The following is a 3,225-nucleotide window of genomic DNA, read 5'->3' on the forward strand; positions in this document are numbered from 1 at the left end:
TCAATCAGCGCTTTTTGCTTGCCGCCTTCGCGTTCGGTTTTTTCAAGCTGGTCCAGAACCACCCGGGCACGTTCGACGACAGAAGCGGGTAAACCGGCCAGCTGCGCAACCTGCACCCCATAAGACCGATCAGCCGCGCCCTTGTGAACCTCGTGCAGGAAGATGACTTCGCCATCCCACTCTTTGACCGCTACGGTGGCGTTATCGACACCTTCGAGTTTGCCAGCCAAAGCCGTAAGCTCATGATAATGCGTGGCAAACAATGCGCGACATTTGTTGGTCGCGTGCAGGTGTTCCAATGTGGCCCAGGCGATGGACAGGCCGTCATAGGTGGCGGTACCGCGACCGATTTCGTCCAGGATCACCAATGCACGGTCATCGGCCTGATTCAGAATGGCGGCGGTTTCGACCATCTCGACCATGAAGGTCGACCGCCCCCGCGCCAGATCGTCCGAGGCTCCGACGCGGCTGAACAGCTGGCTGACGACGCCAATATGCGCCTCTTCGGCCGGAACGTAGCTGCCCATTTGGGCAAGCAGTGCAATCAGGGCGTTCTGGCGCAGAAAGGTTGACTTACCGGCCATGTTCGGACCGGTCAATAACCATATCGCCGCGCCGTCTTGGACACTCAGGTCGCAATCATTGGAAATGAACGCATCGCCGCTTTGCTGTCGGAGGGCGTGTTCCACAACCGGGTGTCGGCCGCCCTGCACATTGAATGCGCGAGAGGCGTCAACCCTTGGATGGCACCAGTTTTCACCCCGTGCAAGATCAGCCAAAGCGGTCGTCAGGTCCAGTTCGGCAAGCCCGCGGGCGGCTTGATTCAATCGGGCAGCAAGGTCCAGTATCGCGCCAGAAAGCCTTTGATAGAGCCGTTTTTCAATCTCCAGCGCCAGATTCCCTGCGTTCAGGATACGAGTTTCGATCTCGGACAGTTCAACGGTTGTAAACCGCACCTGATTAGCTGTCGTCTGGCGATGGATATAGGTTTCGCTAAAGGGTGGGTTCAGCATCTTTTCAGCATGGGTTGCCGTGACTTCGATGAAATAGCCCAGCACGTTGTTATGCTTGATTTTCAGCGAGGTGATGCCGGTGTGTTCGACGTATTTCTGCTGAAACCCGGCAATGACCGAGCGACCTTCGTCGCGCAAGGTACGGGCCTCGTCCAGTTCAGCGTCAAAACCTGGCGCGATAAAGCCTCCGTCGCGGGTCAGAAGCGGGGGGTCGGCCACCAGTGCCTCGTCCAGTAAAGTCAGCAAGTCATCGAAACCAACAAGGTTCTGAAGCGCGGTTGCCAGCAACACCGGCAAATCCTGATCCGCGCAGATTTCGGCAATCGTGGCTGCCTGTGTCAAACCATTGCGAATGGCTGTCAGATCACGAGGTCCGCCGCGCTCGAGTGACAAACGCGACAGGGCGCGGTCCAGATCCGGGGTTTTGCGCAAGGCTTCGCGCAGATCAGACGCGATCAGGTTGTAACCAGCGGCGAAACTGACTGCGTCAAGCCGGGCATGGATCACATCCAGATTACGAGAAGGGCTTGAAAGCCGCTGTTCCAGCAATCGCGCGCCACCGGGGGTAACGGTCCGGTCTACGACAGAAAGAAGCGACCCTGCGCGCCCGCCGGACAGCGAGCGGGTCAGCTCCAGATTGCGACGTGTGGCGGCGTCGATCTGAACGACTCGATCCTCAGATTCTTTCAGCGGCGTTTGCAGCAGGGGCAGTTTGCCCTTTTGCGTAATCTCCAGATAGTCGATCAGCGCGCCCATCGCGGACACTTCGGCGCGGCCGAAATTTCCGAACGCGTCCAAAGCACCTACGTGAAACAGCCCACAGATGCGCTTTTCCGCCGCCGTGCTGTCGAAGCTGGCGCGCCCGACCGGGGTCAGTGAAATCCCCAGATCAAGCAGCGTTTCGTTCAGCTTTTCCTGCGCCCCATCGGCCACGATCAGTTCGGAGGGCGCAAGACGGGCTAGCTCAGGGCTGAGCCGGACCGAGGTCAGGGGCATCACGTGAAACGCGCCCGTCGAAATATCAGCCCAGGCAAGCGCGGCCTCGTCCCGGACCTCGGCATAGGCAGCCAGAAAGTTGTGCCGGCGCGCCTCAAGCAATGCGTCCTCGGTCAGTGTTCCGGGCGTGACCAGTCGCACGACATCGCGCTTTACGACTGATTTAGAGCCTCGTTTCTTTGCTTCAGCCGGGCTTTCCATCTGTTCGCAGACCGCAACGCGAAAACCCTTGCGGATCAGGGTCAGAAGGTATCCTTCGGCCGAATGCACCGGCACGCCGCACATCGGGATGTCTTCGTCATTGTGCTTGCCGCGCTTGGTCAGGGCGATGTCCAACGCTTCGGCAGCGTTGACGGCATCCTCGAAGAACATCTCATAGAAATCACCCATGCGATAAAACAGCAGGGCATCCGCGTGGGCCTCTTTGATTTCGAGGTATTGCGCCATCATTGGCGTGACTGTGGACAAAAGCGGCCCCCTTCTGGCGTTTTCCGGTCGTGACCTTACAAACCCGGCCCCTGCAGCGAAAGGCGAAAAGTATTCCCGTTGAGGCGCGCGCTCGCCTGCGCTATGAGGCGTCAGCCCTGAAGTCATGGAACCGACATTTAAGATGCCCAAAGCGAAGATCACCAAAGAAGAGGCATTGGCCTTTCACCTGGACCCCACCCCCGGCAAGTGGGAGGTGCAGGCCACCGTCCCCATGACAACGCAGCGTGATCTGTCGCTGGCCTACAGTCCGGGTGTGGCCGTTCCCTGCGAGGCCATCGCGGAAAACCCGGAAACGGCTTATGACTATACCAACAAGGGCAACCTCGTGGCCGTAATCTCGAACGGAACGGCAGTGCTGGGCCTTGGTAACCTTGGTGCGCTGGGCTCGAAACCGGTCATGGAAGGCAAATCGGTCCTGTTCAAACGGTTCGCCGACGTGAACTCGATCGATATCGAGCTGGACACCGAAGACCCGGATGAATTCTGCCGTGCAGTGCGTCTGATGGGGCCAACCTTTGGCGGCATCAATCTGGAAGACATCAAGGCGCCCGAGTGTTTCATCATTGAACAGCGCCTGAAAGAAGAGATGGACATCCCCGTCTTTCACGATGACCAGCACGGCACAGCCGTGATCTGTGCTGCGGGCCTGCTGAACGCGCTGCATATCTCGGGCAAGAAGATCGAGGACGTGAAAATCGTTCTGAATGGCGCGGGTGCGGCGGGAATT

The 3,225-nt window shown here is 58.7% G+C and carries 2 protein-coding genes; one reads left to right on the forward strand and one right to left on the reverse strand.

The window, feature by feature from the left end; genetic code table 11:
• A partial coding sequence (gene mutS, locus AC2FND_RS19855; protein WP_496771429.1) for a DNA mismatch repair protein MutS occupies positions 1-2,459 on the reverse strand: 2,459 nt, incomplete at its 3' end.
• A gap of 160 nt (positions 2,460-2,619) precedes the next feature.
• Here mutS and AC2FND_RS19860 point away from each other — a divergent pair.
• On the forward strand, positions 2,620-3,225 hold a 606-nt coding region (locus AC2FND_RS19860), incomplete at its 3' end, for a malic enzyme-like NAD(P)-binding protein (protein WP_496771428.1).

This window comes from Ruegeria sp. BHSB056 (assembly GCF_059613305.1).